The 4,563-nt window shown below is 56.5% G+C and carries 4 protein-coding genes; 3 read left to right on the plus strand and 1 reads right to left on the minus strand.

Annotation, left to right across the window (positions count from 1 at the left end):
- Positions 1-709: lanthionine synthetase LanC family protein (locus tag ACR0P8_RS08765; protein WP_432624703.1), on the plus strand; the 709-nt coding region annotated here is incomplete at its 5' end.
- 111 nt (positions 710-820) lie between these two features.
- Entirely contained in the window at positions 821-2,254 is a 1,434-nt protein-coding gene (locus tag ACR0P8_RS08770; protein ID WP_432624704.1) for a Na+/H+ antiporter NhaC family protein, read from the plus strand.
- A gap of 88 nt (positions 2,255-2,342) precedes the next feature.
- On the opposite strand, the gene ACR0P8_RS08775 is transcribed toward ACR0P8_RS08770, so the two are convergent.
- Positions 2,343-4,019 carry a lanthionine synthetase LanC family protein gene (locus ACR0P8_RS08775; RefSeq protein WP_432624705.1) on the minus strand — a complete coding sequence of 559 codons (1,677 nt, stop codon included), beginning with the start codon at positions 4,017-4,019 and terminating at the stop codon, positions 2,343-2,345.
- 75 nt (positions 4,020-4,094) lie between these two features.
- On the opposite strand from ACR0P8_RS08775, the gene ACR0P8_RS08780 reads away from it, so the two are divergent.
- A partial coding sequence (locus tag ACR0P8_RS08780; RefSeq protein WP_432624706.1) for an SDR family NAD(P)-dependent oxidoreductase occupies positions 4,095-4,563 on the plus strand: 469 nt, incomplete at its 3' end.

Genomic DNA, 4,563 nt, shown 5'->3' on the forward strand with positions numbered 1-4,563 from the left:
GCTCATCGGCTTCCCGAAGGACACCACGTTCCCGAACTTCAGCCATGGCACCGCCGGTACCGCGTGGATGTTCGCGCTGCTTTACGAAGTCGCGCCAAAGCCCCGCTATCTGGAGCTTGCCAAGAAGGGCGTCGAATACCTGAAATCCATCGCTGTTGGAGACGAGACGGGAATGTTGGTGCCTTATCAGGATCATCCGGTCACCGGCCCCACCTTCGATAAGTTCTATCTGAGCTCATGCCACGGCCCCGTAGGCACTGTGCTGCCGTTCCGGAAACTGTATGAGATCACCGGCGATGAGAGCTACCGGGACTGGTGCGTCTGGCTTTCGCGCGGCATCATTCGTGCCGGCGCACCTGAACATTATTCATGGGGATACTGGAATGCGAATTGCCAGTGCTGCGGCACCCCGGGCATTTTGGAGCATTTCGTGGATATGTTCGAGTTCACCGGAGAAGCCGAATTCCTCGAGTACGCGCGGCGTACCGCGGACGTGCTCATCGGCGATTCGACAGTGGCCGACGACAAGCCCGGCCAACGCACGTGGTACGGCGCATGGACACGCACCATACCCGATCGAGTGGTCAGCTATCTGGGCCTGTACAGCGGTGCCGCGGGTTGCGCGTCGTCGCTGCTGCGTCTGTATGCGAACCGTACGGGCAAGCATCTGACTCCGTTGTTCGAATACGCGTTCTTCCGTTCGGAGTGACACGTACGTTCCGGAAATATCGGCGACTCGGATGGGAACACCTTACGTGAATCCGGGCCGCCACCTTATAGGCATGACTCATCTATGCCAATGACTTCGAAAGGGAAATCAATGAAATCCGCTGAAAACACAGACAGCGCTCCACAGCGGAACGATGGCAAGGAATTCGCGCAGACCTATCTGGGTCGTTTCGGCGCGGTGCTTCCTCTTCTCGTCATGATCGGCAGCATGATCGTGATGGTGGCTTTGGGATACCGTTCCAGCAGGAATTTCTGGGCCGCTGGTTTCTTCTGTCTGATCGCCGGTTTCCTCGTCTACAAGGATAAGGAAGACTTCACCAGAACCGTGACGTCAGGTCTGCGCGACCATGTGCTTGCATTCATGACGGCGTGCTTCCTTCTGGCCGGTGTGATGTCCCAGATTCTCGCCAAATCGCATCTCGTGGACGCACTGCTGTATATCCTTTCGCGCGCGCAGGTCCCACTCGGACTAATTCCTCTCATTTGTTTTCTGATTTCGACGATTCTGTCCACGTCGACGGGCAGCGCGGCGACAGCCGTCAATGCGACCGGACCGATTCTGCTGCCGCTCGCGGTCGGCATGGGCTGTGACGTGAATCTGATTTGCGGCGCCATCCTGGCGGGCTCCTGTTTCGGCGACAATCTCGCTCCGATTTCCGATACGACAATCGCCTCTTCGCTGACACAGGAAGTCGACACCATGAAGGTCGTCCGTTCCCGACTGAAGTACTCGTTGATCGCCGGTGCCTGCGCCTCGATCGGCTATGTCATCGTCGGCGTGATTTCCAGTTCCGGAAAAACCGTGAAGGCTCCGGACATCGACAGCGGGTATCTACCCAATCTCGTCTTTCTGATCGTTCCGATTCTCGCTATCATTCTGATGCTGCGCAAGCAGGGTGTGATCACGGCGTTTCTTGTCAGCGAATTGGTCGGTTTCGTGATGCTGTTCGCTTTCGGATACCTGGATTGGACGAAGCTGGTTGATGCGGATGAAGGTCTTATCCCCTCGGCCTTCAATGGAATGACCGGATCCATCATCTTCCTGTTCTTCATCTTCATCATGGTCAGCATCATCAGCCGCGCCGGTGTGCTTGACATGGTTCTGAATCTCATGAAGCGCCATGCCAGTACTGGCAGAACCGCCGAGGCCGCGGCCGGTGCGATGGTCAGCATCATCTCCATTGCCATCAGCAGCGGAACGTCCGCCATCACGTTCTGCGGACCGATCATCCGCAAGCTGCTTCGCCCGTTCCGGATTGCCCGAACCCGATGCGCGAACATCCTCGATGGTCTTGGATGCGGTGTGGGATATCTGGTGCCCACCAATCCGGGATGCCTGAATCTGGCGGCTGTCGCCGTCGCCTCCGGAGTGGTCGGCAAGGGTTTCAATCCAATCACGTTCGTCGGATACAATTTCCAATCCATCGCGCTTGTCGTCGTCTTCTGGGGCGCGATTCTGACCGGTTGGGGAAGGAAATACGAAACCGAGGAGGAACTTCTCGCTGACGGCGCTTCCATCGACTAGCATCGTCAAGCCAACGAAAAGACGGGCGGGGATTTAGCGATCTGCCTCTTGCATCGCGAAATCCCCGCCCGTCTTTTGCCGAATCATTTCAGTCGAGCTTATGCGCCGGATACGGATCATCCAACGTTCTCGCCGCGTGGAACCTTCCTCCAGCCGCAAGTCCGAATTGCAACAGCACCCAGCCGATTCCCGCCGCACCGTCATACATGCCGATATTGGCCGTCACCTGATCCTGCGCGACATAGGCGAAAGCCTGATTCCATTTCGTGGCGATTTCACCCTTCTCCGTCCGGAAACGCTGTCCACGACCGAGTAGTACGCGAGCGCTGCGTTCGGCCCAATCGTAATATCGTTGTTTTCCGGATGATGCCCACTTGCCTAGGAATGCGTTGACCATTCCCGCGGTTCCGCAGCACAGGCACAGAATGTCCCAATATCCGTTGGAGTGGATTTCGGGAGCGCCGGTTTCGATGATGCCGTTCAGTAGTTTCTCTTCCCAGATTTTGGCTTCTTCGTCGCCGGTCACTTTGTAAAGCTCATGGTAGAAGCGGGCGCTGCCGGCGGGGCCATGGCAGAAGCCCAGATAATAGGTGTCTGGACGATTGGGAAGGCCGTGGGGCAGCAGTGCCGCGGTTTTGGAATCGTTTTCCAATGCGACTGCTTTCACGAAATCGTGGATTCCGTCCACGGCGTCCAGAAAGGCCTTGTCGTCGCTTTCCTCGTATAGGCGTAGCAGGAGGAATCCGATGCCGCAGGTTCCCATTGGGAAGTTGGGGTCGATGTAGTCGTCTCCGGCTCCGAAATATTTGGGGTCCACGCCAAGGTAGTATCTTCCTCCTTGTGCGTAGGGTTGCCCTTTGTCGAGATAGGATCTGCCGGCGCGGATGGCGAATTCGCTCCATTCCGGGTGGTTGTAGTCTTTGCCTAATTTCAGTAGAAGAAGGATCACGCTGGCATCGCCGACGATACCTGGATAGGTGCTCCAGTGATATCCCTTACCGTTGTCTGAAGGGATCGCGTCTTTGATGGCTGATTCGGCGATTTCGCAAATCACGCGACGATACTCGTCATTCCCTGTCAGCGAATAGAGTTCATCCAGGAGAATGGCCACTCCGCCATAGCCTGTCGTGAATGCGTACTTGTTGAAGCATTTGGCGAGGTCACGTTGGTTATCCCATCTCCAGATGATGTATCTGGCCGCTTCCTTGGCGTCATCCAGATAGGATTCCTCCTGTGTCGCCTGATATAACTGCACGTAGAAATGGGCGATGCCGGTGCTGCCGGCGTACATGCAGATTTCATCGTAATAATCCGTCAGATATGTTTTGGCATCGTCCAGGGACCAGACTAGGCCGTTCGGTGTTCTGATCTTCTTCGTATTGATATAGACGGCGGCTTTTCGTGCTTCCTCGATGTAATCGTCCGCGGTTGGTTTTTGGAAAACGTCGCGGAATACGGATTCGCTCGTTGTTGTCATCGAAAGCTCCTTTTTTTCTGCCTCAAGCATGCTTTGTTCTGAATGTTGGAATCCACTGATTCCGGTTCTTTTCAGAATATACGTGAGGGACATTCTGATACGATGGGCGCGCCGGCGGGAATTCACGGAAGGAACTTCGATGATGGACGTCATGTTCCGTGCAAGGCCGAAAGGGATATTGAATAATGCATCGAAGCCACAGTGAGCCAAAGTCATTCGTTCCGTCAAAACTATGGCCGGTTTGCCGAAATCGACCTTGCATCCCAGAAGAAGACCGATGGCATGCATATCCCCTTACCCATACCTACACTTGCATGGTGGACCGGCGGATGGTCGCCGGAGAATCGCAAAGAAGGGAAACCCATGCATATCACAGGACTCGATGAGGAGCGTCACGATCAGCGTTGGGAGGGCCAGCGTGCCCTGGTGACCGGATCCGGACAAGGCATCGGCCGCGCAGTCGCCCAACTGCTCGCATCCAAAGGCGTGAGGGTCGCGGTCAACGACATCGTGCCCGAACGCGCGGAAACCACCGTCGAGCTCATCACCCAGGCGGGCGGCGAGGCGTTCACGGCCCCCGGCGACATCGCCGACCCCGACACCGTCGAACACGTCTTCCAACAGCTCGACGAACACTACGACGGCATCGACATCCTCGTCAACGACGCGGGCATCATCATCAAGGACACGCTCGACGACACGGACCTGGAACGCTGGAACCGGATCCTCGCGGTCAACCTGACCGCCGACTTCCTGACCATCAAACAGGCCGTCAGACGCATGAGGACGCAGCACTACGGCCGCATCGTCAACGTGTCGTCCATCGCGGCGA

It is taken from the genome of Bifidobacterium sp. (assembly GCF_050874245.1).
GTDB lineage: Bacteria > Actinomycetota > Actinomycetes > Actinomycetales > Bifidobacteriaceae > Bifidobacterium.